This window comes from Microbacterium sp. NPDC055910 (assembly GCF_042271185.1).
Taxonomy (GTDB): Bacteria; Actinomycetota; Actinomycetes; order Actinomycetales; family Microbacteriaceae; genus Microbacterium.
Genome location: NZ_JBHJZS010000015.1, coordinates 21,742 through 44,627 on the forward strand (window position 1 = coordinate 21,742; position 22,886 = coordinate 44,627).

Here is a 22,886-nt window from a genome sequence, read left to right on the forward strand (position 1 = left end):
TCGCGCATGACGGGCGACCGCGAGAGCGAGCCGACGATCAGCGCTTGCGCGTGCGGACAACGTCTTCCTGCGACTTCTCGCGCTTGAGCGCCCGCTTCTCCTTCAGCGACAGCTGCGCCGCCTTCTTGCCGTTCTCTTTCGTTGCCATCGGATACTCACTTCCCTTGTGACAGCTGGTGGGTATTCCGGCCGACCATAGCCCAGCCCCCGAGGGAAGTCGAACCTGTCGCGCGGGCGTCAGTCCGCGGCGACGGATGCTGCCGCGCTGTGCTCGCGGATCGTGTTGATGATCCCCGAGAAATCCTGATTCGCTCCGTCGCCCTCGGCGAAGGCGACGTAGATGTCCCGCGCGAGCGAGCCGAGCCGCGCGTCGACTCCGGTGAGGTCGATCGCCTGACCGGCCAGCGACAGATCCTTCGCCATGAGGGTCCCTGCGAAACCCGGCTGGTAGTCCCGATTGGCGGGGCTGGTCGGCACCGGGCCCGGCACGGGGCAGTTCGTCGTGAGCGCCCAGCACTGACCCGACGCGTTGGATGCCACGTCGTAGAGCGCCTGATGCGACAGTCCCAGCCGTTCACCGATGACGAACGCCTCGGCAACGGCGATCTGCGAGATGCCGAGGATCATGTTGTTGCAGACTTTGGCGGCCTGCCCGAGGCCGGAGCCTCCGCAGTGCACGATTCGCTTGCCCATCGCCTCGAGCACGGGCAGCGCCTCGGCGAAGTCGGCGTCGCTGCCACCGACCATGAAGGCGAGTGTCGCGTTCTCTGCCCCGACGACGCCGCCCGAGACGGGGGCGTCGAGCGCGCGGTGACCGGCGGCGATCGCGGCTTCGGCGGCCAGACGCGCTTCGTCGACGGCGATCGTGGACGAGTCGATGAAGAGCGTGCCGGGGCGCGCCGCGGCGAGCAGCCCGGGCTCGTCCGCGGTGCCGTACGCGGCCAGGACGTGTCGGCCGGCGGGAAGCATCGTGATCACGATGTCCGCCGCTGCGGCGGCCTCGGTGCCGGCGGCCACGAGCTCGACTCCCGAGGCGGCGGCGGCATCGCGGATCTCGGCGACGAGGTCGAAGCCGAGCACACGGTGCCCTGCTCTGACGAGGTTCGCCGCCATGGGTCCGCCCATGTGGCCGAGTCCGATGAATGCGATGGTGCTCATGGGGTTCCCTTCGTCGCCGGTCATCGGCCTTGCTCGATCACTGCGCGACCGACGATCAGCTGCATGATCTCGTTCGTTCCCTCGAGGATCTGATGCACGCGCAGATCACGCACGACCCTCTCGATGCCGTATTCGTGCAGATAACCGTAGCCGCCGTGCAGCTGCAGCGCGGCGTTGGCGACATCGAAGGCGGCATCCGTCGCGAAACGCTTCGCGAGCGCACACGCGACGGCGACGTCGGGGGCAGCGGCATCCATCTTCTCGGCGGCCCGCTCGAGCAGCGCTCGTGCGGCCTGCAGATCCGTCTCCATCTCGGCGAGCCGGAAGACGATGGTCTGGTTCGCCGTGAGCGGCAGCCCGAAGACGTGCCGGTCCTGGACATACGAGACGGCACGGTCGAGGGCCCACTGGGCGCCGCCGAGCGAGCAGGCGCCGATGTTGACACGGCCGCCGTTGAGGCCCTTCATGGCGATGCCGAATCCGTCGCCCTCGTCGCCGAGCCGGTTCGCCACCGGCACGCGCACGTCCTCGAGGATCACCTGGCGGGTCGGCTGGGCGTTCCAGCCCATCTTCTTCTCGTTCGGGCCGAACGACAGCCCCGGCGTATCGGCGGGAACGACGATGGCGCTGATGCCGCGGGAGCCCGGGCCGTTCGTGCGGGCCATCACGATGTAGACGGCCGACGAACCCGCGCCCGAGATGAACTGCTTCACGCCGTTGATGACGTACTCGTCGCCCTCGCGCCGCGCGCTCGTCGTGATCGCCGCCGCATCCGAGCCCGCGCCCGGCTCGGTGAGGCAGTAGCTGCCGAGATCCTCCATCGTCGCGAGCTTCGGGATCCACCGCGCCCGCTGCTCGGCGTCACCGAAGGTGTCGATCATCCACACGACCATGTTGTGGATCGAGATGTAGGCCGCGATCGTCGTGTCGCCCTTGGCGAGCTCTTCGAAGATCGCCAGCGCATCCTGACGGGACAGGCCCGACCCGCCGAACTCCTCGCGCGCATAGATGCCGCCCAGACCCATCTGACCGGCCTGGTGCAAGGTGTCGATCGGGAAATGCTTGTCCGCATCCCACGTGCCCGCGTGCGGGGCGAGCGCTGCCTCGGCGAAATCGCGGACCGCCTCGACGAGGGCGGCGCGCTCCTCTGTCATTCCCGCGCTCATGATCAGTGCATCGTCGGGATGACGAAGCTCGCGCCTTCCTTGAGATCGTGCGACAGCCAGCGGCTCGTCACGGTCTTGGTCTTGGTGTAGAACCGGAACGCGTCGGGACCGTGCTGGTTGAGGTCGCCGAATCCGGACTTCTTCCAGCCGCCGAACGTGTGGTATGCGATCGGCACGGGGATGGGCACGTTGACCCCCACCATCCCGGTGTCGACGCGGGCGGCGAAGTCGCGGGCGGCATCCCCGTCGCGGGTGAAGATCGAGACGCCGTTGCCGTACTCGTGCGTCGACGGAAGGCTCAGGGCCTGTTCGTAGTCGTCGGCGCGCACGATGATCAGCACGGGCCCGAAGATCTCTTCCCGGTAGATCGTATGCTCGGGCTCGACGTGGTCGAACAGGGTCGGGCCGAGGTAGAAGCCGTTCTCGTAGCCGGGGACCTCGTAGCCGCGGCCATCGGCCAGCAGGGTCGCCCCCTCGTCCACGCCGACCTGGATGTAGTGCTCGACGCGCTGCTTGGCCTCGGCCGTCACGAGCGGACCGTAGTCGTTGCTCTCGTCGAGGGCGGGGCCGACCTTCAGGGTCGCCACGCGCTCGGCGAGCTTCGCGGCGAGCGCGTCGCCGGTCTGCTTGCCCACCGGCACGGCGACCGAGATCGCCATGCAGCGCTCGCCCGCAGACCCATAGCCGGCGCCGATGAGCGCATCGGCGACCTGATCGAGGTCGGCATCCGGCATGACGATCATGTGGTTCTTCGCGCCGCCGAAGCACTGCGCGCGCTTGCCGTTGGCGGCGGCGGTCTCGTAGATGTACTGCGCGATGGGGGTCGAGCCGACGAACCCGACGGCCTTGACGCGGTCATCGTGCAGGATCGCGTCGACGGCCTCCTTGTCGCCGTTGACGACGTTGAGCACGCCTTCGGGGAGCCCGGCCTCGAGGAAGAGTTCGGCCAGGCGCAGGGGAACCGAGGGGTCGCGCTCGCTCGGCTTCAGGATGAACGCGTTGCCCGCGGCCAGCGCCGGTCCGGCCTTCCACAGCGGGATCATGGCGGGAAAGTTGAACGGCGTGATCCCCGCGACGACGCCGAGCGGCTGGCGCATCGAGTACACGTCGATCCCGGTGCCGGCACCGCTGGAGTACTCCCCCTTCAGCAGGTGGGGCGCTCCGGCAGCGAACTCGACGACCTCGACACCGCGCTGGATGTCTCCGATCGCATCGGGCACGGTCTTGCCGTGCTCGCTCGACAGCATCCGCGCGAGGGTCGGCGTGTCCTTCGCGACGAGGTCGAGGAACTTCAGCAGCACGCGCGCCCGCTTCTGCGGGTTCTGCGCCGCCCACTCGACCTGCGCCGCTTCGGCGTTGCCGATCGCCGCCTGCACTTCGGCCGTGCTCGCCAGCGGAACGCGGGCCTGCACCTCGCCGGTGCTCGGGTCGAAGACGTCGCCGAAGCGGCCGGATGTGCCGGCGACGCGAGCGCCGCCGATGAAGTGGGTGAGTTCTCGCGTCATAGAAGTACTATGACATTCAACTATCTAATCTGCAATCAAAAGATCGCGATCGACGGATCGACGCGCCCCCGGCGATACGGTGGATGCCAGGAAGGAGCCCCTCTTGCCCCCCAAGCCGCTGCACGTCGACCCCATCGCCGAAGCCCGGCGTCAGTGGATCGCGCACGGCTGGGGCGAAGCGGCGGACGGTATGGCGGCCGTGACATCGGTCATGCGCGCGCACCAGCTGATGCTCGCCGAGGTCGAGAAGACCCTGCGGCCGTTCTCGCTGTCCTTCGCCCGGTTCGAGATGCTGCGACTGCTGGCGTTCAGCAAAGAAGGCACGATGCCGATGGCCAGCGCGACAGCCCGACTCCAGGTGCACCCCGCGAGCGTGACCAACACGGTCGCCCGGCTGGAACGCGACGGGCTCGTGCGCCGCGATCCCCACCCCCGCGACGGTCGAGCCGCGCTGCTGACCATCACGCCGGCAGGGTACGAGATCACGGAGGCTGCCACGGCCGCGCTCAACGAGCAGGTCTTCGCGCAGGTCTGCGAAGAGGTGATCCCGCCGCTGACACAGTCGATCGCGAAGCTGCGGCTCGACGCCGGGGACTTCTCGATGCCGGCACCGGCTCCCGAACCTCTCGTCTGAGCCGCGACACCGGGGCGTAGCATCCATCACCCCTGGTCGATAGGGGGCAGACATCGCCGCGGCGCGCTCCTTACTCTGAGGGTCGAATCCCGCGAGTGAAGGAGCCCACCATGCCCGAAGCACCCGTCGCCAAGCACGCCCAGTCGCTCGCCGATGACGAAGGAGGCATGCCCGAGCAGCAGCAGTCCCCTCCCGGCCTGACCGCGCCTATGCATCCCCGTCCCGACCACGGCGAGGAGTCCTGGCAGGGCCGCGGACGCCTCGACGGGCTGAAGGCGTTCATCACGGGCGGGGACTCGGGGATCGGCCGGGCCGTCGCGATCGCGTTCGCGCGGGAGGGCGCCGATGTCGCGATCAGCTACCTGCCCGAGGAGGAAGAGGACGCGCGTGACGTGGCGCACTGGATAGAGAAGGCCGGCCGCACGGCCGTGCTGCTGCCGGGAGACCTGCGCGACGAACAGACCTGCCGCGACGTCGTGACCCGTGCCGCGGAGGAACTCGGCGGACTCAACATCGTCGCCAACAATGCCGGGTTCCACTGGGCGCGCGGCGAAGAGGGTTTGAAGGGGCTCGCGGCCGAAGACCTGCACCGTGCCGTCGAGACCAACCTGTACGCGACGCTGTGGGTCAGCCAGGCGGCGCTGGAGCACCTCGACCGCGGCGACTGCATCATCAACACGAGTTCCGTGCAGGCGTACGATCCGTCGGTCACGATGATCGACTACGCCGCGACGAAGGCGGCGATCAACAACCTCACCGTGAATCTCGCGCGCGAGCTCGGACCCGACGGGATCCGCGTCAACGCCGTCGCCCCCGGCCCCGTCTGGACCCCGCTGCAGCCGGCGACGAAGGAACCCGCCGCCGTCGCGAACATGGGCAAGGACACTCCGCTCGGCCGCATCGGCCAGCCCGCGGAACTGGCCGGCGCGTATGTCTTCCTCGCCTCCCCCGCCGAGGCGAGCTACGTCAGCGGGACGGTCGTCGGCGTGACCGGCGGCCTGCCGGTCTTCTGAACACGCGATCCTCCGTGCTCGCTGCGACCCCGCGTCGACGCACGACCGGCATCTTCGGCTGGACGGCGGGATGCTACGCCGCCAACTGCGCGCTGGGGCTCACGGTCGCCCTCGGGTGGGTCGACACGCGTCGCGCGCGCTGGGTGCACCACGCGCTCTACATCGCCACGTCCGCGCTGACCGCGGCTGCGGTGAGCTCGGCGTGGTGGGGGCGCCCGCGGGATCGGAGTCGTCGAGCGGCGTTGGCGCTCGCTCCCGCGGTCGGGCCCCTCGCGGCGATCCCCTTCGCCGGAACACACACGCGGCGGCATCCGATCCTCGCGCTGACCGCAGCGCCGTTCGTGATCGCCGCCGTCATCCGATCAGCGTGAGGAGTCCCATGGAGTTCTTGGATGTCATCCGCCGTCGCAAGACGACGAACGGTCCGTTCCTTCCTGACCCGGTGTCGCCGGCGCATCAGCGCCTGCTGCTCGAGGCGGCGAGCCGTGCCCCGTCGCAGCTGAACAGTCAGCCGTGGCGCTTCATCGTCATCGAGCACCGCGACACGATCGAGACGATCGCGCGCATCTCGGGCGAGAGCATGACCGAGGTGATGTCGAACGGCACGTTCTTCGAGCGCGACAAGCCGTACTTCCGCTTCAGCGAGGCCGAGATGGAGCACGAGCGCAGCGGGATGCTGTTCGACAAGCTCCCGGCACCGCTGCGGCCCTTCACGGGCCAGGTGTTCACGTCGCGTGGCCAGAAGCTCATGAACGCTCTCGGCGTGCCGAAGACCCTCGGGGCCGAGAACCGCAGGCTGGTCGCCGGATCTCCACTGCTTCTGGCCGTCATGCTCGATCGCAGCGAGTACCGGCCGGGCGAGCTGTCGTCGTTCTACTCGGTCTTCAGCATGGGCGCCGCGATGGAGAACGTCTGGCTCACGACGGTGGAGCTCGGGATGGGGATCCAGTTCATCTCGTTCCCGATGGAAGCACCGGGGCGGTGGCAGGAGATCGTCGATCTGCTGCGGGTTCCCGACGACCTCGAGCTCATGGCCGTCTACCGACTGGGCTATCTGCCGCCCGAGCAGCGGCGCCCCGCGATCGACTGGTCGAGCTCTCAACGCAAGCTGCCGTCGCAGTTCGTGTTCCGCGAGACGTGCGACACCGCGCAGGAGGGCTGGGACGACGTGACCGCGTGAGCCGGCCGACAGCGGAGACACGAAAGCCCGCGATTGCTCGCGGGCTTTCGATCATGACTGTCTCAACACAGTACGCGCGCCTCGAGGGACTCGAACCCCCAACCTTCTGATCCGTAGTCAGATGCTCTATCCATTGAGCTAGAGGCGCATGGCCCGCGCTTGCGCTCGGGCCAGCGTCCAGAATACCCCACGCTCGCGTTCGTCGCGAATCGACGTCACTCCTCCGCGTCGGAGTCCTGCGGGTCGGCGGAACGACGCCGATGCGCGGCGAGACGCGGCAGATCGATGAGGCGCAGGGACTGCATCCGGGCGGCGCGCATGCGCTCGTAATCGGGGTCGAGGTCGGGCCGCATGCCCTCGACCGTGAGGCGGCGCTGCAGATTCGCCTCGACGTCTCCCCACGCGGCATCCCTCGATGCTTCGACCAGCGACCGGACGGCATCGGGATCGTCGGCCCGCTGGCGCAGCTCTTTCGCGACACCGACGTACTGCTTGTGGCGCTTGCGGAGGTTGCGGGTATCCCGGTCACGGTAGTCGTGCGTTCCGTCGGGGTCGGTGAACTTGCCCCACGCGCGGCGGCGCTGCTGCTTCGCGAGGTCTGCCGCGGCCTCCTGCTCGGTCGCGAGCGAGAGCAGGGCATCACGCGCGACGGGAGCGAAGCGCTCGACGTCGAAGGGGGCGCCGTGCGCGATCGTCTCGACGAGGATGTGGTTGCGCACCACCAGTCTGGCTGCGGCGAACGCGATGGACACGCCCTCGGCGATCGCGTCCGTGGTCTTGCTCACAGCACCTCCCCCCACGAGGCTATCGTCCGGGGCGACATGCGAGAGTCGGATGCCGCGAGTCAGCCCGAGAGCTTGGCGACGATCGCCGCGATGCGTCTCGCGCGGGTGTCGGCGGCCTTCGCGCCCTCGACGTTCGTCACGTGCGCTTTGCGTGCGCTCGGCGCCAGCCGGTCGAACGCCGCCCGCACGTCGGCGTCGGCGAGCGCGGCCGCCAGATCATCGGGCACGTCGACCTCGCGCGGCGCCGTGTCGAGGGTGATCTCGACGGTGATGGGGTCGCCGCCATTCAGCCCCGTCGCGGCACGCTTGTCCGAGCTGAACGGGATGAGGTACTTGCCACCCATCACAGCGACCGTGCTGCGGTACGCGAACCCGTTCACCGTGACGTCGACGGGCGGCCGCTTGCCGGCGCCGAGCTCGTCGATGAGTTCCGGTGGGACCTCGATCCCGGTGTTGTTGCCGCTCAAGAACAGCGTCGTCTCGAATCGCATGGCACGATTCTGCCACCGGCGACACGCGCGTCGGTAGCAATCTGCACGCGCGAACGCAACCCCCGCTGAGTTTCGCGGCGGTCCCCGTAACGTCGATGTCACGCGAAACCACGGAAGGAGCAGGACCATGGGATTCCTGGATGACGCGAAGGATACGGCCGATGCTGTCGGCGACAAGATCAAGGACACGTGGGAGGACACCACGGACCGCATCGGAGACAAAGCCGACGAGATGAAGGCCGACGCCGAGGTGAAGCGTGCCGAAGCCGAACGGGACTCGGTGAAGACCCGCAACGAGATCAAAGAAGACCTCAGGGACTGATTCCCTGACCACACTGCGCCGTCGCCGAGCATGCGCGGGACCCTGGAGAGTACTCGGGGGTTTCGCAGCATCCGGTGAATGAGTGCGCAAGACGCCCGTCAGGATGCCACGCATCCCGACGGGCGTCCTCGTTTCGCGACGCCTCAGCCGATCGCGCAGATGCGCCAGCCGGCCTCGGCCTCCGCTCCCGGCTCGAGCGCGATGAGCCCCGAGTCATGCCGATAGCGGTCGGCGTTGAAGGCGTCGGGCGCGCACGTCATCGGCTCGACCGCGAGACCCAGGCGGCTCAGTGCGGGTTCGGGCTTGTCGGCGGTGTGGACCTGCACCCACGGGCACGCGGCGCCCCACGACATCGCGACGCCTGAGCCGGCGGCATCCGTCACCCGTACCGTCACGTCGCCGTCCTCGCCGCGGAGAAGGCCCGTGTAGGCGTGGTCGAGCTCGACGGAGCCGACGCGGCGCGCGCTGCGGAAGTCGAACCGCTCGGGATCGGCGTCGACCGCGACGACCCGGGTCGGCGCGAGCCTGTCGGCCGTCACCTCGAGCACCTCGCCGGCGGGGAGCTCGAGGGTCCAGTCGTCGACCGTGCCCTCTCCGGCGACGAGATACGGGTGCGGTCCGACGCCCCACGGGGCCGGCTCACTCGACTCGTTGCGCGCCGTCACGGTCTGCGTCAGACCGTCGGGCCCGAGCGAATAGGTCGTGAAGACGATGATGCGCCACGGGTACGCGGTCTGCGGCTGGATCGCGGCGGCGAGCGTCACATGGTCGGGGCCCTTGTCGATCGCCTCGAAGTCGAGCCACGCGGCCAGGCCGTGCAGCGCGTGGCCGCGCGCGGGCTCGGTGAGCGGCAGGCGGAAGTCCCGCCCGCCGAAGGAGTACGCGCCGTCGACGACGCGGTTCGGCCACGGCGCGAGGGTCGCCCCGCGGTACGAGGGACGCACGTCATCGGCGCCGAAGGGCACGACGAGATCTCGCCCCCGGTAGGTCAGCGAACGCAGCGTCGCGCCGACGCTCGCCACGACGGCTTCGTAGTCGCCGGCGCGCAGCGCGTGCTGAGTGCCGGAGGTCGCGGTTCGTGCCATGGATCAGATTCCCTGAGCGAGTCGGTAATACGCCTGGTTCCACCGCAGCTCGCGCTGGAACCCGCGGACCGTGGTGTCTTCGTCGATGACGACGAGCTCGGTGGCGGCGATCTCCGCGAAGTCACGGAACACCTCGACGCCGACGGCGGTCGTCATCACAGTATGGTGCGCGGCGCCCGCCGTCAGCCAGCAGGCCGCCGACGTGGCGAAGTCGGGTGCGGGCTTCCACACGGCGCGACCGACCGGGAGATTCGGCAGGTCGGGCGCCTCGACGTTCTCGACGACGTTGGCGACGAGGCGGAACCGGTCACGCATGTCGCTCATCGCGACGACGAGGGCCGCCCCCGGATCGGCGGTGAAGACGAGCCGGACGGGGTCGTCCTTGCCGCCGATCCCGAGCGGATGCACCTCGAGACGCGGCCGCGCGTTCGTGAGCGAGGGCGACACCTCGAGCATGTGCGCGCCGAGGATCTTCTCCTCACCGGCGACGAGGTCGTACGTGTAGTCCTCCATGAGGCTGGCCCCGCCCGGCAGGCCCGCACCCATGACGTTCGCGACGCGCACGAGGATCGCCGTCTTCCAGTCGCCCTCCGCACCGAAGCCGTACCCCTCGGCCATGAGCCGCTGAACCGCCAGGCCCGGCAGCTGCTTCAGGGCGCCGAGATCTTCGAACGACGTCGTGAAGGCACCGAAGCCGCCCTCCTCGAGGAACGAGCGCAGGCCGAGCTCGATCGCCGCGCCGTCACGGAGCGACTGGTGGCGCTCAGCGCCGGGCCGCAGCTCCCCCGTGACGTCGTATTCGTCGAGGTACACCGCGACGAGGTCGTCGATCGCGGCATCCGTCACCTGCCCGACCGCCTCGGCGAGTTCGTTGACGCCCCACGTGTTGACCTGCACGCCGAAGCGCAGCTCGGCCTCGGTCTTGTCGCCCTCGCTGACGCCGACGTAGCGCATGTTGTCGCCGAACCGCGCGAGCTTGAGCGTGCGGGATGCCGCCCACCCGGCCGCCGCGCGCTGCCAATCCTCGATCTGCTGACGCACGGCGGGGTTCGTCACGTGACCGACGACGGTCTTGCGGGCGACGCCCAGGCGCGTCTGGATGTACCCGAATTCGCGGTCGCCGTGCGCTGCCTGGTTGAGGTTCATGAAGTCGAAGTCGATCTCGGACCACGGCAGTTCGACGTTCGCCTGCGTGTGCAGGTGCAGAAGCGGCTTGCGCAGCGCATCGAGTCCCGCGATCCACATCTTGGCGGGGCTGAACGTGTGCATCCAGGCGATGATGCCGATGACGTCGTCGCGGGCGTTGGCCTCGAGCGCGAGGCGGCGGATGCTGTCGGCGTCGGTCAGCACGGGCTTCCACACGACGGTGACGGGAAGGTCCGCCAGACCCTCCACGACGGCCTGCGACTGCGACGCGACCTGACGCAGCGTCTCGTCGCCATAGAGGCCCTGGCTGCCCGTGACGAACCACACTTCGTAGCCGTCGAGGGAGGTGGAAAGGGGTGTGCGGGTCATGAGGATGTCCTTCGATGAGCGCAGGTCGCGCGAGCCGGGAATCCGGATGCGGGGCCGGCTTCGCGCGATTTGCGGAGCGGAACGGGGTCAGAGAGCGGCGACGGCAGCGGCCTCGACGGCGAGCCCGGCGCGGTAGCGCTCGAGGTACGCGTCGAACCCGGCGATGTCCGCGGGGTCGGGGTCGGCGGTCACGACGACGGCGTCCGCGAAGACGCGGTCATCGAGATACGAGGAAAGAGAGGCGTCGGACGTGCCCGCTCCAGAGGCCGCGGGCTCGAGGAGCGTGCCGGGGTGGGCTGCGGCAGTGCGCGCATAGGCGGCGAGCACCGCGATGCCCCACGCGCCACCCTCGGACGCGGTGTCGCGGACCGAGACGGGTGCCGCCAGTGCGCCGGCGAGGAAGCGCTGGGCGACGCCGGCCGTGCGGAACAGGCCCCCGTGCGCGAACATCCGATCGAGTGCGACGCCCTCGTCGGTGAGCACGCGCATGCCCAGCGCGAGGGTTCCGAAGACGCCGTAAAGCTGGGCGCGCATGAGATTGGCGAGCGTGAGGACGCTGTCGGGCGTTCGCACCACGAGCGGTCGGCCCTCGGCGAGACCGGCGATCGGCTCGCCGGCCAGGTGGTTGTAGGCGAGGATCCCGCCCGCGTCGGCTGCCCCGTCGATCGCTTCGCGGAACAGCACGTCGAACACGGCGTCGAGCTCGAGGGGAGCATCGGCGGCCGCGGCGAACCGGGCGAACAGGCCCGCCCACGCGGCGAGCTCGCTCGCGCCGTTGTTGCAGTGCACCATCGCGACGGGGTCTCCCGCGGGCGTCGTGACGACGTCGAGCTCGTGGTGCAGCCGCGCGAGCGGACGCTCGAGCACGACCATCGCGAAGATGCTGGTGCCGGCGCTCACGTTGCCCGAGCGGGGGGCCACGGCGTTCGTCGCGACCATTCCCGTGCCCGCATCGCCCTCGGGCGGGCAGAGCAGGGCGCCGGGCTCGAGGGCACCCGACGGGTCGAGCAGCGCCGCTCCTTCGGCGGTGAGCCGCCCGGCGGAATCGCCCGCTGCGAGCACTTCGGGAAGCAGCTCGGCGATCGGGGCCGGACCGCCGAGGCCGTCGTAGCGAGCGGCGAGAGCGGCGTCATACGTGCCGGTCGCCGCATCGATGGGGAACATGCCCGACGCGTCGCCGATGCCCAGCACCTTGCAGCCGGTCAAGCGCCAGTGCACGTAGCCGGCGAGCGTCGTCAGGAATCGCACGCGCCGGACGTGCGGCTCGGCGTCGAGCACCGCCTGTCGCAGGTGCGCGACCGACCAGCGGAGCGGAATGTTGACGCCGAGCAGATCGGTCAGCTCGGCGGCGGCAGGACCCGTCGTGGTGTTGCGCCAGGTGCGGAACGGCACGAGGAGTTCGTCGGTCTCGTCGAAGGCCAGATAGCCGTGCATCATCGCCGACACGCCCATCGCGCCGATCCGCTCGAGGGGGATGCCATGACGCTCGCGGACGTCGGCGGCGAGCGCGGCGTAGGCCGAGCGGACTCCCTCCCAGACGTCGTCGAGCGAATAGGTCCAGACACGGTCCTCGAAGCGGTTCTCCCACTCGTGCGAACCGGTGGCGAGCACGATCGACGGCTCGTCGGCGTCGACGAGGCACGCCTTGATGCGCGTCGATCCGAGCTCGATCCCGAGCGCCGTGCGCCCGGCTGCGATGGCGTTCATCGGCGATCGTCCCCGCTCTGCCCGTACACGTTCTGGTAGCGCTCGTAGAGGCGGTCGATCGACTCCTGCGGGATCGGGATCAGCGGGCCGGCTTCGCGCGCCAGGTGCACCGTGCGCGCCGCGTCTTCGCACATGACGGCGGCCTTGACGGCGTCCCGCGCCGTGACGCCGATCGTGAAGGGGCCGTGGTTCTGCATGAGCACGGCACGACTGCGGTGACCCGTGAGCGTGTCGACGATCCCGCGCCCGATCGAGTCGTCGCCGATGATCGCGAACGGGCCGATCGGGATCGGCCCGCCGAACTCGTCGGCCATCCCCGTGATGACGCACGGGATCTCTTCGCCGCGCGCGGCCCAGGCGACGGCGTAGGTGGAGTGCGTGTGCACGACTCCCCCGACCTCGGGCATGTGCCGGTAGACGTAGGCATGGGCGGCCGTGTCGCTCGACGGGCTGCGGTGGCTGCCGTGCGAACCGGGGACGGTGAGGCCGTCGAGGTCGCAGAGGATCATGTCGTCGGCGGTGAGCTCGTCGTACGAGACGCCGGACGGCTTGATCACGAACAGATCGGCGCCGGGCACGCGTCCGGAGATGTTCCCGCCCGTCCACACGACGAGGCCGTAGCGCACGAGCTCGCCGTGCAGTCGCGCGACGTCGTCGCGGGTCGCGGCGATGGCCGCCTCGACGTCGGGGGCGAAGGTGCGGCCCGCAGCAGCCGCGTCGGAAGTCGTCACGATGTCCTCCATCGGTTTCGCGTCGATGTTACCGGTACCACGCGCGATCGACCACCCGCTGCCCGCGCCGCGTCGACCGTCGCCGAGCCGAGCCGAGCCGAGCCGAGCCGAGCCGACGCCCGCTCTGCCCTGACCGCGAGACCGCAACGGGCCGCCGAGACTGCGGGTATACGCCGCAGTCTCGAGCTGCGGTTGCATTCTCGCGGTCAGGAGAGGGGATGCGGCGGGGGCGCTGTCGAGTCGCGCACGACGAGCACGGGGGCGGCCACGGGCGGTTCGGTCCCGCCCCGCACGACCGCGACGGCGCGGCGGGCCTCGCCGGGCAGGTCGACGCGCACGGTCGTGAGCGCGGGAGCGTAGAAAGCAGCGTCGGGGTTGTCGTCGAACCCCGTCACGCTGATGTCGCGGGGCACCTCGACCCCCTCTCCGCGCAGGCCCGCGACGAGCCCGAGCGCCATCTGGTCGTTCGCGACCACGACGGCCGTCGGTCCGCGGCCGTCACGTGCGGCGACGGCGACCTCGTTCGCGAGCCGGGCGCCGGCTGCGGCGCTCCAGTCTCCGCTCCAGCGGGGACCGTCCGCGATGCCCGCCGCACGCAGGGCGTGCTCGGCGCCCTCGTCACGCGCGACGGCCTCGAGCCAGTCGGCCGGACCCGCGACGCGCGCGATCCGACGGTGGCCGAGCGCGACGAGGTGCTCGACGGCGAGCGCCATACCCGCCCGCTGCCTGTCGGTCCCTCGGCCGGCGTGCAGCGCGACGAGCGGAGTTCCCGCGACGGCGTGCTCGAGCGCGGCGAGGCTCGCCGCATGCGGCGCGAGTGCGACGAGCCCGTCGACTCCCTGCGCGAGCAGGCGGTCGGCCGCCGAGACGACGGACTCGGGGTCGGCAGCGTCAGCGTAGGCGGTCGCCGTCCATCGGCCGGCCTCGCGCGCCGCGGCTTCGAGCGCGGCGATGCCGACCGACGGCCCGTACAGGGTCGCATCCGACGCGATGACACCGAGCGTGCGCGTCTCGCGCGTTCCGAGTGTGCGGGCGGCGTTGTTGATCCGGTAGCCGAGCTCGGCCATCGCCGCGAGCACGCGCGCCCGCGTCTCCGGCCGGATGCTCGCGTGCTCGTTCAGCACGCGGGAGACGGTCTGGGCCGAGACTCCGGCCGCGCGGGCGACGTCCCGCACGCCCACGCGCCCGCGGCGCGCCGGTTCGGTCTCGTTCTCGCCCATCGCGCTCACCCTACCGGCGCTCATCTCGCCTCCCGCGTCGCCGGGGACGCTCCTCGCCGTGCCGTGGGCGGCCGGCGTCGCGGCATCCGCCATCCGAACAACGGATGCCGGCGCGGCTGAAACTCGCTCGCCCCGGAACGTCCTGCCCGCTCGCCGGAGGCGACGGAGTCAGGCGAACGAAGGGATGCCGCCCGTCGCCAGCGGGGCCCGGCCGGCGAGGCGCCGGACCGAGCTGAGCCGAAGCAACCCCACCAAGTCGGCGAGCCACGCCGAGCCACGCCAAGCCACGCCAAGCCAAGCCAAGCCAAGCCACGCCCCGAGCCCCGCCGAGCCGACCGGACCGGACCGGAGTCGAATCGCACCGACCCCGGCGACCCGAGCCGCGACCCGCGACCCGCGAAGGATCAGGACGCGGGGGCGAATACCCCGTCGACGCGACGCGGGATGCCGAGCGGGTTGGCGTCCTGCAGCGCGGCCGGCAGCAGTGCATCGGGCACGTTCTGGTAGGTCACGGGGCGCAGGAACCGCGTGATCGCGGCGGCGCCGACCGACGTCGTGCCCACGGCCGTCGTCGCGGGGTACGGTCCGCCGTGCTGCTGCGCCCACGTCACCGACACGCCCGTCGGCCACTGGTTCCACAGCACACGACCGGCCTTCGTCGCCAGGATCGGGATCAGCTCGCCCGCGACGGCGTCGTCGGCCTCGCCGATGATCGTCGCCGTGAGCTGCCCGTCGAGCACCGCGGCGACCTCCACGAGCTCGGACTCGTCCTCGTACGTCGCGACGAGTGCCCCGGGGCCGAACATCTCGGCGATGAGCCCCTCGGGGTCCTCGCGCAGGGCCGCGGCGGTCGTCTTGAGCAGCACCGGGGCGGGGTCGCCGTCGGCGGTCGGAGCGCCCACGAGCACCGAGACGTCGTCACGGCCCGCGGTCTGCTCGACGGCCGTGCGGAATCCGTCGGCGATGCCGGGGTTCAGCAGCGCTGCCGGCGCCGGCAGCGACGCACCGGCGAAGAGAGCCTCGAGGTTCGAGTCCGACGGCACGAGCAGCACGCCGGGCTTGGTGCACAGCTGACCCGCACTCCCGGTCACCGACGCGAGGAAGTCGGTCGCGATCGTCTCGCCACGCGAAGCCGCCGCCGAGCGCGTCACGAAGGCCGGGTTGACGCTGCCGAGCTCGCCGAAGAACGGGATCGGCTGCTCGCGCGACGCCGCGATGTCGAACAGTGCGCGTCCGCCCGAGATCGAGCCGGTGAACGCGGCCGCCTGGATCTGCGGCGCCTTGAGCGCCCGCACGCCGGATTCGGTTCCGTAGACGGTGTCGAACAGCCCCTCGGGAGCGTCGACCGAGGCGAGCGCGTCACGGACGACGCGGGTCGTCGCGACCGAGAGCTCGGGGTGTCCGCGGTGCGCCTTGACGACGACGGCGTTGCCGGCCGCGAGCGCACTCGCGGTGTCGCCGCCGGCGACCGAGAACGCGAACGGGAAGTTGCTCGCCGAGAACATCAGCACGGGACCGATGGCCTCGAGCTGCCGGCGAAGGTCGGGGCGCGGAGCGCCCATGGGCCAGTCGGCGTCGGCGTGGTCGATGCGCGCATCCAGCCACGTGCCCTCTTCGAGCACCTCGCCGAACAGGCGCAACTGGAACGTCGTGCGCTTGAGCTCTCCGCGCAGGCGCCCCTCGGCGAGATTCGTCTCGCGCTGCGCGATGGGCACGAGCTCGTCGGCGTGTGCGTCGAGCGCATCGGCGATGGCGTTCAGGGCGCCCACCCGCTCGGCGATCGTGGAGTTCTTCCACAGAGCGGATGCCGCGGCGGCACGCTCGACGATGGCGTCGACGTCGGCGGGGGCGGTGACGGGAACGTTCATGGATTCAGTCCTTTGCGTCGGCGATTTCGGCGAGGTCGGCGACCCGCAGGGGGATCCCCACGGGGCGCTTGGCGAGATGTTCGAGGTCGGCGGCGGCCGGGGCGCGGCCCGATTCCGCGCCGACGAGGCACGAGAGCGCGAAGCCGCACACCCGACCCTGACACATGCCCATGCCCGGTCGGGCCGTCACCCGCACGTCACGGGCATCGTCGGCGCCGAGCGAGTGGACGGTCGCCCGCACCTGGGCCGCATCGACCTCTTCGCAGCGGCACACGAGGGTGTCGTCCGCGAGCCAGGTCGACCAGTCGGAGGGCACGGGCGAAGCACGGTGCATCCCCACGGCGAAGCGACGACCGCGCGAGATGCGGCGGCGCAGGCGGCGGCGCGTGCGGGGGTCGTCCGGGCGACCCGCGTCGGCGGCCGCCGTGAGCGCGGCGAGCTCGCCCTCGGCGCACGACTGCACGGCCCCGCCGATGCCGGTCACCTCTCCGGCGAGATAGACGCCGTCGACGCTCGAACGCTGGTCGGCATCGGCTTCGGCGACGAGCGACGCGTCGACGTCGATGCGGGTCGCGAGCCCGAGTCCGACCGCGAGTTCGAGCTGCGGTGTGAATCCCCAGCCGAGCGCGACGAGGTCGGCCGCGACCGTGCGCTCCGTGCCGGCGCGCACGCGGCCGCGCGCGTCGACGCGGGCGAGCACGGCCTCGCGCACGCGGCCTTCGCCGCGGACGGCGGTCACGACCGTGCGGGTGCGCAGCGGAATGCGGTTGCGGAGGAACGTCGCCGCGTACGCGACTCCCTCGAGCAGCTTGCCGGGCTCCTGCACGGCGCGGAAGGGGGTACGCGCCCAGCGCGAGAGCGCATTGGCATCGCACACCGCGACGACCTCGACGCCGGCCTCGGCGAGTCCGGCGGCGACCGAGAGCAGGAACGGCCCGGTTCCGGCGACGACGGCGCGTCGCCCCGCGGCGACCTGGTTCGCCTTCAGGAGCGCCTGCACCCCGCCGGCCGCCATGACGCCCGGCATCGTCCAGCCCGGGATCGGCAAATGCCGGTCGTAGGCACCCGTCGCGAGCACGATCCGCGGTGCGCGCACGGCGCGGTCGGCGGGAGGCACGGTGTCGGTGCCCGCCACGGCCGTCGTGCGCAGCACGAAGCTCTCATCGCGGTCGACGCGCCAGACCTGACGCCCCGCGACATGGGTGATGCGACCGTCGGCGACGGCGCGCCCCAGACGCTCACGCAGCGCGGTGTAGTGGGCCCAGTGGTGGTGTCCGGTCGATTCGGGCAGCTCGAACGATGCGGGATGCCGCTCATCAGGGTGGCGCCAGTACTGGCCGCCCGTCTGCTCCCCCGCATCGACGAGGGCGACGCGCAGACCCCGCTCGGCGGCGGAGACCGCGGCCGAGAGTCCGGCCGGCCCCGCCCCGACGACGGCGAGATCGAAGCTCGAGTCAGTCATGGTTCGCTCCCGGAAGCGGCCGGGCCGGGTCATCGCTCAGGACGGTCTGCCCGTCGCACGCGGGTGTGACGCACGCGCGCTGCGCGCGGCGGTCGTCGACCGTGAGCAGGCAGTCGAAGCACACGCCGATACCGCAGAAGAGCCCGCGCGGCTCGCCGCGACCGCGGGTCGACCGCCACGACGAGATACCCGCGGCCGTGAGGGCGGCACCCACGGTCTGCCCTTCGCGGAAGGGCACGGGCACGCCGTCGAAAGTGAGCTCGGGCCCGGTCATGCCGCGCTCCTCTCATCGAAGCGGTGCGGGCGGAAGGGCTCGAGCGACATGTCGGTCGTCTCACCGCGCAGCGACTGCACGAGCAGCTTCGCCGTCCCCACCGAAAGACCGATGCCGGCGCCCTCGTGTCCCGCCGCGTGCCAGAGTCCCGGCATCCGTGCGTCCTCGCCGATGATCGGCAGGTGATCGGGGCAGTAGGGGCGGAAGCCCGAATAGGTGCGCATGATCTGCACGTCCGCGAGGACGGGGAACAGCTCGGTGCCCGCGCGCGCGACCAGGCCGACCGCGTCGGCCGAGAACGACGCGTCGAACCCGACCCGCTCCCGGCTCGCGCCCATCAGGATCGTGCCGCTCGGCGTGCCCTCGACGACCGCCGAGACCTGCAGGCCCGCGTCGGAGCTCGCGACGTTCTCGACGTACGACGCCGAATAGACCTTGTGGTACACCGTGACGGGCACCGGTTCGGTCACGAGCACGAAGCCGCGTCGCGGCATGACCGGCACCTGCACGCCCGCGAGCGCGGCGACCTCGCCGCTCCACGGCCCGGCGCAGATCACGACGGCGCCGCCGTCGATGCGACCCGCTGCCGTCTCGATGCCGACGGCTCGACCCCCCACGACACGGATGCCGGTGACCTCGGTGTGAGTCAGCAGGCGCGCACCGCGATCGCGGGCGAGTCGCAGCAGGTGGTGCGCCGCGAGGATCGGCTGCACCTGCGCGTCGTCGGGATAGAACGCCCCGCCGACCATCTCGGGGTTGAGATACGGCTCGATCGCGCGCAGACCGGCCGTGTCGGGCACATCGTCGACGCGGATCCCGAGTCCGCGCTGGTGAACGCACAGGGCATCGAGCGCGGTCTTGCCCCGTGCGCTGGAGGTGACGACGAGTCCACCCTTGGACTCGAACTCCCAATCCGCGGCGTGCTCGGCGAGCTCGCCCCGCCACAGCGTCTGCGAATAGAGCGACAGCTCGAGCTCGGGGCCGACCTCTTTGTCCGAGACGAGCAGGTTCCCCTCGCAGCGGCTCGTCGTCCCGGCCGCGATCGACCCGCGCTCGACGACGGTGACCGACAGTCCCGCGGATGCCGCGAAGTAGGCGACGGCGGCGCCGATGATCCCCGCGCCGACGACGAGGACGTCAGCGCGTGCGGTGGCCGCCGTCATGACGCGGGCACCGTGCCGATGTGATCCGCGCCGCGCCCGTCGCCGGACCAATCGGTGAGGACGTGCTCGATGTGCGCGTGCACGAGCTCGCGCGCCCGTACGGCGTCGCGCGCCTCGATCGCGTCGAGCATGGCGTCGTGCTCGCGTGCCGACGAGACGAGGTGCCCCTGTTCGCGCAGACCCGAGAGACCGAAAAGACGCGTCTGCGAGCGCAGCGAGGCGACGAGCTCGGTGAGGCGACTGTTGCCCGCGTACTGCAGCAGCGCGAGGTGGAAGTCGCTGTCGGCCGTCAGATAGTCGATGAGGTCGCCCGATTCGGCGCCCCGGATGATCGCGGCGGACTGCTCGCGCAGCGCGGGAAAGGCCGACTCGGGCACGAACGGCGTCGCCCGTTCGATGGCCGGCGGTTCGAGCATGAGACGAAGCTCGGTGACCTCGTGCAGATCGCGCGGTGAGACCTCGGTCACTTGGAAGCCCCGGTTGGGCAGTGCGACGACGAGCCCCTCGCGCGTGAGGTCGAGCATCGCCTCGCGGATGGGGGTCGCCGAGACGCCGAACTCGTCGCCGAGGCTGGGCGCGGAGTACACGCGGCCCGGCTGCATCTCGCCGCTGATGATCGCCGAGCGCAGCGCACGGGTCACCGTGTCGCGGATGCTCGGCTGCTTGTTGAGACGGACGACGTTGCGGGGCTCGGAAACGCTCATCTCATGTCCCCTCTGACCCCTGCTGCTCACGGATGCCGACAGCTTCCATGATCTTCTCTACGACGGCAAGATCTTCCCACGCCATGCCGACACCGGTGTAGACGGCGGGCGCACCGGGCCGGCGGCGCACAGTGCCGCGCACGAGGTCGGCGAGGTTGGCGACCGGCTGCTCCCCCGACGCCCATTCCTCGTCGCTGCGCGCACCGGCGAGGTTGCCGTTCTCGCGGAAGGCCGAGCCACGCGCTTCGACGACGAGGTCGGCGGCACGCACGAGGTCGGCGCCGAGCTCGCGGTTCTCGGTGCCGTGGGATCCGATCGCGGCGACGACGGCGTCCTCACGCACATCGCCGAGGTCGACCACGGGGGTCGTCGCCGATGTCGCCGTCACGATGACATCGGCCGTGCGCAGGGCGTCCTGCTCGGCGGCATCCGCGTTCAGGCCGTCGGCGCGAAGCTCGGCGACGGCCGCCGCCACACGATCGGGGGTGCGTCCGATGAGCGAGACGCGACCGACCGGCACCGTGTCGGCGATCGTCCGCACGTGCTCGATCGCCTGCGGCCCCGAGCCGATGACGGCGAGATGGATGGGCGCGGTGGGAGCACCACCCGGCGCAGCGGCCAGCAGGTGGGCGATCGCGACGGTCGTCGCCGCCGGCGTGCGCAGTGTCGTCAGTCGCGTACCGTCGAGCATCGCGATCGGCTGCAGCGTCTCGCGGTCGAAGAGCAGGTACCAGGCGTGGATCTTCGGCAGCCCGAGCGACGTGTTCTCGGGCGCGATCGTGGCGACCTTGACTCCCGCCGTCGTCGTCGACTGCGACGGCATGAGCAGGAACTCGCCCTTGGCGAGCGGCGCGAAGAGTCGTTCGTGGTCGTTCTCGATGTCCCAGCCCGAGCGCAGGGCGTCCTCGATCGCGGCGACGGCGTCTCGCCGGGTGAGCGTGCGATCGATCGTGGCGGCATCTACGAGTTTCACAGCTGGAACCCCTTCGGGAACGGATCGGACGGGTCGAGCATGTACTGTGCCGTGCCCGTGACCCACGCGCGCCCGGTGATCGTGGGGATGACCGCCGGGATGCCGGCGACCGAGGCCTCCTCGACGAGGCGGCCGGTGAACGAGGTTCCGATGAACGACTCGTTGATGAAGTCGGTGTGCAGCGGCAGCAGCCCCCGGGCGTGCAGCTGCGCCATGCGCGCGCTCGTGCCGGTGCCGCAGGGCGACCGGTCGAACCACCCCGGGTGGATGGCCATGGCGTGGCGCGAGTGCTGCGCCGTCGAACCCGGTGCCTCGAGATAGACATGGTGGCATCCGCGGATCGTCGGATCGACGGGATGCACCGGCATGTTCGTCTCGTCGACGGCGGCCATGATCGCCAGGCCCGCACGCAGCAGGTCGTCCTTGCGCGCGCGCTCGAAGGGCAGGCCGATGCTGTCGAGCGTGACGATCGCGTAGAAGTTGCCGCCGAACGCGAGGTCGTACGTCACGGTGCCGAGCCCGGGCACCTCGACGGTCTGGTCCAGCCCGACGACGAACGACGGGACGTTGCGGATCGTCACGCGCTCGGCGTGCCCGTCCTTGACCGCGACGTCGGCGACGACGAGGCCCGCGGGGGTGTCGAGCCGGATCGTCGTGACGGGCTCGACGACGGGGACCATGCCCGTCTCGACCAGGACCGTCGCGACGCCGATCGTGCCGTGCCCGCACATGGGCAGGCAGCCCGACACCTCGATGTAGAGCACGCCCCAGTCCGCGTCAGGGCGCGTCGGCGGCTGCAGGATCGCCCCGCTCATGGCGGAGTGACCCCGCGGCTCGTTCATGAGGAACGTGCGGATGTCGTCGTTCTCGGCCATGAAGCGCTGACGGCGCTCCTCCATCGTCGCCCCGGGGAGCATGCCCACTCCGCCCACGATGACGCGGGTGGGCATGCCCTCGGTGTGCGAGTCGACGGCGTGGAAGACACGCTGCGTACGCATGATGGTCCTTCGGGGTCAGATTCGGATCAACGGTAGCCCTTGGCGAGGACCGCTTCGGTGTCGGCGATGATCTGCGCGTTGATCTCTTCGGGCAGCGCCAGACGCGGCGGGCGTGTCGTGATGTTCGACAGCACACCGGCGACCTGCTGCGAGAGCTTGATCGCCTGGACGAACAGCGACTTGGAGTCCCAGCGCAGCAGCGGGTGCAGGTCGCGGTAGATCTCGCGCGCCTTGACCCAGTCCTGCGGGTCGTCGGACGTCGAGAGGTTGTAGAGCTCGACGGTCGTCTTCGGGATGGCGTTGGGGTAGCCGGCGACCCAGCCGCGGGCGCCGTTGATGCCGAGCTCGAACACGACGTCGTCGGTGCCGATCGAGATGTCCAGGCCCGGAGCGAGCTCGCGGATCGCGAACGAGTTGCGGACGTCGCCCGAGAACTCCTTGACCGACACGATGAGGTTCTCGTCGTAGAGGCGCGCGAGCAGGTCGGGACGCAGGTCCACCTTGGTGTCGAGCGGGTTGTTGTAGGCGAGGATCGGCAGGCCCACGGCGCCGACGCGGCGGAAGTGGTCCATGACCTCTTCGTCGCTCGCGCGGTAGGCGTTGGGGGGCAGCAGCATGACGGCGGGAGCGCCGTGCTCGGCGGCGTGCTCGGTCAGGCGCACGCTCTCCAGCGCCCCGTAGGCACCGACACCGGGGATGACGACGACACCCTCGGGGGCAGCCTCCACAGCGGTCAGGAAGACCTGGCGACGCTCCTCTTCGGTGAGCGTCTGGTACTCGCCGAGCGACCCGTTCGGGATGATGCCGGTCACGCCGTTGTCGGTCGTGAAGCGGATGAGCTCCGCATAGGCATCGTGGTCCACCGAGAAGTCGGAGTTGAAGGGGAGCGTGGTGGCGAGGTTGACACCGTGCCACGGCTTGTGTTCGGTCAT

General features: G+C 70.7%; 23 protein-coding genes and 1 tRNA gene. 5 read left to right on the forward strand and 19 right to left on the reverse strand.

Going from position 1 to position 22,886, the window contains the following annotated elements; all coding sequences use genetic code 11:
- Positions 1-237: 237 nt before the first annotated feature.
- The 3 genes from mmsB to ACFC3F_RS08415 are packed head-to-tail and all read right to left on the reverse strand — an operon-like array spanning position 238 to position 3,829.
- Positions 238-1,158 (reverse strand): 3-hydroxyisobutyrate dehydrogenase, encoded by a 921-nt coding sequence (gene mmsB / locus ACFC3F_RS08405; RefSeq protein ID WP_376128459.1) that lies wholly within the window; start codon positions 1,156-1,158, stop codon positions 238-240.
- A 20-nt stretch (positions 1,159-1,178) separates the two neighbouring features.
- A complete protein-coding gene (locus ACFC3F_RS08410) occupies positions 1,179-2,324 on the reverse strand; it encodes an acyl-CoA dehydrogenase family protein (protein ID WP_376128461.1) in 1,146 nt (381 codons plus the stop codon).
- A gap of 2 nt (positions 2,325-2,326) precedes the next feature.
- Entirely contained in the window at positions 2,327-3,829 is a 1,503-nt protein-coding gene (locus ACFC3F_RS08415; protein WP_376128463.1) for a CoA-acylating methylmalonate-semialdehyde dehydrogenase, read from the reverse strand.
- Between the two features lie 103 nt (positions 3,830-3,932).
- On the opposite strand from ACFC3F_RS08415, the gene ACFC3F_RS08420 reads away from it, so the two are divergent.
- From ACFC3F_RS08420 to ACFC3F_RS08435, 4 genes are all read left to right on the forward strand, one after another.
- A complete protein-coding gene (locus ACFC3F_RS08420; protein WP_376128465.1) occupies positions 3,933-4,463 on the forward strand; it encodes a MarR family winged helix-turn-helix transcriptional regulator in 531 nt (176 codons plus the stop codon).
- Positions 4,464-4,573: 110 nt separating this feature from the next.
- A complete protein-coding gene (locus tag ACFC3F_RS08425; RefSeq protein WP_376128467.1) occupies positions 4,574-5,476 on the forward strand; it encodes an SDR family oxidoreductase in 903 nt (300 codons plus the stop codon).
- 14 nt (positions 5,477-5,490) lie between these two features.
- Positions 5,491-5,847: a hypothetical protein gene (locus ACFC3F_RS08430; protein WP_376128469.1), complete on the forward strand. Its 357-nt coding sequence runs from the start codon at positions 5,491-5,493 to the stop codon at positions 5,845-5,847.
- 8 nt (positions 5,848-5,855) lie between these two features.
- A complete protein-coding gene (locus ACFC3F_RS08435) occupies positions 5,856-6,656 on the forward strand; it encodes a nitroreductase family protein (protein ID WP_376128471.1) in 801 nt (266 codons plus the stop codon).
- Between the two features lie 75 nt (positions 6,657-6,731).
- On the opposite strand, the gene ACFC3F_RS08440 is transcribed toward ACFC3F_RS08435, so the two are convergent.
- From ACFC3F_RS08440 to ACFC3F_RS08450, 3 genes are all read right to left on the reverse strand, one after another.
- Positions 6,732-6,804 (reverse strand) — tRNA-Arg (locus ACFC3F_RS08440).
- A gap of 67 nt (positions 6,805-6,871) precedes the next feature.
- On the reverse strand, positions 6,872-7,441 hold the full coding sequence (locus ACFC3F_RS08445) for an asparagine synthase (protein WP_376128473.1): 570 nt from the start codon (positions 7,439-7,441) through the stop codon (positions 6,872-6,874).
- A gap of 59 nt (positions 7,442-7,500) precedes the next feature.
- The gene (locus ACFC3F_RS08450) at positions 7,501-7,932 is read right to left on the reverse strand and encodes a YdeI/OmpD-associated family protein (protein WP_376128475.1); all 432 of its coding nucleotides are present in this window, start codon (positions 7,930-7,932) and stop codon (positions 7,501-7,503) included.
- A 127-nt stretch (positions 7,933-8,059) separates the two neighbouring features.
- Here ACFC3F_RS08450 and ACFC3F_RS08455 point away from each other — a divergent pair, with 127 nt between their 5' ends.
- On the forward strand, positions 8,060-8,254 hold the full coding sequence (locus ACFC3F_RS08455) for a hypothetical protein (protein WP_376128477.1): 195 nt from the start codon (positions 8,060-8,062) through the stop codon (positions 8,252-8,254).
- Positions 8,255-8,397: 143 nt separating this feature from the next.
- On the opposite strand, the gene ACFC3F_RS08460 is transcribed toward ACFC3F_RS08455, so the two are convergent.
- From ACFC3F_RS08460 to ACFC3F_RS08520, 13 genes are all read right to left on the reverse strand, one after another.
- Positions 8,398-9,339 carry an aldose 1-epimerase family protein gene (locus ACFC3F_RS08460; RefSeq protein ID WP_376128479.1) on the reverse strand — a complete coding sequence of 314 codons (942 nt, stop codon included), beginning with the start codon at positions 9,337-9,339 and terminating at the stop codon, positions 8,398-8,400.
- Positions 9,340-9,342: 3 nt separating this feature from the next.
- Positions 9,343-10,854 (reverse strand): L-arabinose isomerase, encoded by a 1,512-nt coding sequence (gene araA, locus ACFC3F_RS08465; protein ID WP_376128481.1) that lies wholly within the window; start codon positions 10,852-10,854, stop codon positions 9,343-9,345.
- 87 nt (positions 10,855-10,941) lie between these two features.
- The gene (locus ACFC3F_RS08470; protein ID WP_376128483.1) at positions 10,942-12,561 is read right to left on the reverse strand and encodes a xylulokinase; all 1,620 of its coding nucleotides are present in this window, start codon (positions 12,559-12,561) and stop codon (positions 10,942-10,944) included.
- Entirely contained in the window at positions 12,558-13,304 is a 747-nt protein-coding gene (locus ACFC3F_RS08475; protein ID WP_376128485.1) for an L-ribulose-5-phosphate 4-epimerase, read from the reverse strand. Before ACFC3F_RS08475 ends, ACFC3F_RS08470 begins: the two co-directional genes overlap by 4 nt.
- A 194-nt stretch (positions 13,305-13,498) precedes the next feature.
- Positions 13,499-14,512 carry a LacI family DNA-binding transcriptional regulator gene (locus ACFC3F_RS08480; RefSeq protein WP_376128487.1) on the reverse strand — a complete coding sequence of 338 codons (1,014 nt, stop codon included), beginning with the start codon at positions 14,510-14,512 and terminating at the stop codon, positions 13,499-13,501.
- Between the two features lie 404 nt (positions 14,513-14,916).
- Positions 14,917-16,380, reverse strand: a complete 1,464-nt coding sequence (locus tag ACFC3F_RS08485) for an aldehyde dehydrogenase (NADP(+)) (protein WP_376128489.1) — start codon at positions 16,378-16,380, stop codon at positions 14,917-14,919.
- 4 nt (positions 16,381-16,384) lie between these two features.
- Positions 16,385-17,842, reverse strand: coding sequence for an FAD-dependent oxidoreductase (locus tag ACFC3F_RS08490; RefSeq protein WP_376128491.1), 1,458 nt, complete (start codon positions 17,840-17,842; stop codon positions 16,385-16,387).
- Positions 17,835-18,116, reverse strand: coding sequence for a (2Fe-2S)-binding protein (locus tag ACFC3F_RS08495; protein ID WP_376128493.1), 282 nt, complete (start codon positions 18,114-18,116; stop codon positions 17,835-17,837). Before ACFC3F_RS08495 ends, ACFC3F_RS08490 begins: the two co-directional genes overlap by 8 nt.
- The gene (locus ACFC3F_RS08500) at positions 18,113-19,279 is read right to left on the reverse strand and encodes an NAD(P)/FAD-dependent oxidoreductase (protein ID WP_376128495.1); all 1,167 of its coding nucleotides are present in this window, start codon (positions 19,277-19,279) and stop codon (positions 18,113-18,115) included. Before ACFC3F_RS08500 ends, ACFC3F_RS08495 begins: the two co-directional genes overlap by 4 nt.
- Positions 19,276-19,983, reverse strand: coding sequence for a GntR family transcriptional regulator (locus ACFC3F_RS08505; protein WP_376128497.1), 708 nt, complete (start codon positions 19,981-19,983; stop codon positions 19,276-19,278). The genes ACFC3F_RS08500 and ACFC3F_RS08505 overlap by 4 nt, the downstream gene beginning before the upstream one ends.
- Position 19,984: 1 nt before the next feature.
- Entirely contained in the window at positions 19,985-20,956 is a 972-nt protein-coding gene (locus ACFC3F_RS08510; RefSeq protein ID WP_376128499.1) for an ornithine cyclodeaminase family protein, read from the reverse strand.
- A complete protein-coding gene (locus ACFC3F_RS08515; RefSeq protein ID WP_376128501.1) occupies positions 20,953-21,954 on the reverse strand; it encodes a proline racemase family protein in 1,002 nt (333 codons plus the stop codon). Before ACFC3F_RS08515 ends, ACFC3F_RS08510 begins: the two co-directional genes overlap by 4 nt.
- Before the next feature lie 26 nt (positions 21,955-21,980).
- A complete protein-coding gene (locus ACFC3F_RS08520) occupies positions 21,981-22,886 on the reverse strand; it encodes a dihydrodipicolinate synthase family protein (RefSeq protein WP_376128502.1) in 906 nt (301 codons plus the stop codon).

What these genes read in the sequence shown, in the direction of transcription:
- ACFC3F_RS08455 (WP_376128477.1), top strand. Translation starts at nt 8,060, where the DNA reads ATGGGATTCCTGGATGACGCGAAGGATACGGCCGATGCTGTCGGCGAC.
- ACFC3F_RS08450 (WP_376128475.1), bottom strand. Translation starts at nt 7,932, where the DNA reads ATGCGATTCGAGACGACGCTGTTCTTGAGCGGCAACAACACCGGGATC.
- ACFC3F_RS08520 (WP_376128502.1), bottom strand. Translation starts at nt 22,886, where the DNA reads ATGACCGAACACAAGCCGTGGCACGGTGTCAACCTCGCCACCACGCTC.
- ACFC3F_RS08410 (WP_376128461.1), bottom strand. Translation starts at nt 2,324, where the DNA reads ATGAGCGCGGGAATGACAGAGGAGCGCGCCGCCCTCGTCGAGGCGGTC.
- mmsB (WP_376128459.1), bottom strand. Translation starts at nt 1,158, where the DNA reads ATGAGCACCATCGCATTCATCGGACTCGGCCACATGGGCGGACCCATG.
- ACFC3F_RS08425 (WP_376128467.1), top strand. Translation starts at nt 4,574, where the DNA reads ATGCCCGAAGCACCCGTCGCCAAGCACGCCCAGTCGCTCGCCGATGAC.
- ACFC3F_RS08515 (WP_376128501.1), bottom strand. Translation starts at nt 21,954, where the DNA reads ATGCGTACGCAGCGTGTCTTCCACGCCGTCGACTCGCACACCGAGGGC.
- ACFC3F_RS08505 (WP_376128497.1), bottom strand. Translation starts at nt 19,983, where the DNA reads ATGAGCGTTTCCGAGCCCCGCAACGTCGTCCGTCTCAACAAGCAGCCG.
- ACFC3F_RS08470 (WP_376128483.1), bottom strand. Translation starts at nt 12,561, where the DNA reads ATGAACGCCATCGCAGCCGGGCGCACGGCGCTCGGGATCGAGCTCGGA.
- araA (WP_376128481.1), bottom strand. Translation starts at nt 10,854, where the DNA reads ATGACCCGCACACCCCTTTCCACCTCCCTCGACGGCTACGAAGTGTGG.
- ACFC3F_RS08480 (WP_376128487.1), bottom strand. Translation starts at nt 14,512, where the DNA reads ATGGGCGAGAACGAGACCGAACCGGCGCGCCGCGGGCGCGTGGGCGTG.
- ACFC3F_RS08415 (WP_376128463.1), bottom strand. Translation starts at nt 3,829, where the DNA reads ATGACGCGAGAACTCACCCACTTCATCGGCGGCGCTCGCGTCGCCGGC.
- ACFC3F_RS08460 (WP_376128479.1), bottom strand. Translation starts at nt 9,339, where the DNA reads ATGGCACGAACCGCGACCTCCGGCACTCAGCACGCGCTGCGCGCCGGC.
- ACFC3F_RS08500 (WP_376128495.1), bottom strand. Translation starts at nt 19,279, where the DNA reads ATGACGGCGGCCACCGCACGCGCTGACGTCCTCGTCGTCGGCGCGGGG.
- ACFC3F_RS08495 (WP_376128493.1), bottom strand. Translation starts at nt 18,116, where the DNA reads ATGACCGGGCCCGAGCTCACTTTCGACGGCGTGCCCGTGCCCTTCCGC.
- ACFC3F_RS08435 (WP_376128471.1), top strand. Translation starts at nt 5,856, where the DNA reads ATGGAGTTCTTGGATGTCATCCGCCGTCGCAAGACGACGAACGGTCCG.
- ACFC3F_RS08490 (WP_376128491.1), bottom strand. Translation starts at nt 17,842, where the DNA reads ATGACTGACTCGAGCTTCGATCTCGCCGTCGTCGGGGCGGGGCCGGCC.
- ACFC3F_RS08475 (WP_376128485.1), bottom strand. Translation starts at nt 13,304, where the DNA reads ATGGAGGACATCGTGACGACTTCCGACGCGGCTGCTGCGGGCCGCACC.
- ACFC3F_RS08485 (WP_376128489.1), bottom strand. Translation starts at nt 16,380, where the DNA reads ATGAACGTTCCCGTCACCGCCCCCGCCGACGTCGACGCCATCGTCGAG.